The organism is Oleiphilus sp. HI0066 (assembly GCF_001635725.1).
This window is the reverse complement of record NZ_LWFH01000861.1, coordinates 1-417: the sequence shown is the minus strand read 5'-3', so window position 1 is coordinate 417 and position 417 is coordinate 1. Positions and strand designations below refer to the sequence as shown.

Annotated in this window: 1 protein-coding gene; it reads left to right on the top strand. The window is 42.9% G+C overall.

The window, feature by feature from the left end; all coding sequences use genetic code 11:
• Nucleotides 1-123 precede the first annotated feature (123 nt).
• Nucleotides 124-342, top strand: a complete 219-nt coding sequence (locus tag A3738_RS31920; protein WP_231876576.1) for a hypothetical protein — start codon at nt 124-126, stop codon at nt 340-342.
• Nucleotides 343-417 lie beyond the last annotated feature (75 nt).

The following is a 417-nucleotide window of genomic DNA, read 5'->3' as shown; positions in this document are numbered from 1 at the left end:
GTGTCGACCCCATCCATTGCCCATACCATTAATGAATTCATGAGCTTTAGTGAGTTACTAGATGACGCTTACTGAGAAGCCTCATCAATCACAGACAAAGACTTCATTTACGATATACACAGCATGTTCTTGTTAGAGATTGGCGAACTTAATAAGCTCAGCATACAAGACCATCACTACCCCTATGAATTTATCACTGAAGGAATTCGTCGCATCGTGCCGAAGGTAGAGGAGCTAGAACAACGTTTAAGCAACTTAATTCCGAGAACAAAAACGCTCATAGATATGCGCGACATCCTGTCGAATATTTTGGTAATCCTGGAAGCTCAAAACGAGTTTTAGAGGAATCTTTGGTGGAGGACAGAGATGGCAATGAAACCCTCGGCCCTCCACACAAACCAAATTACATGGCGACCA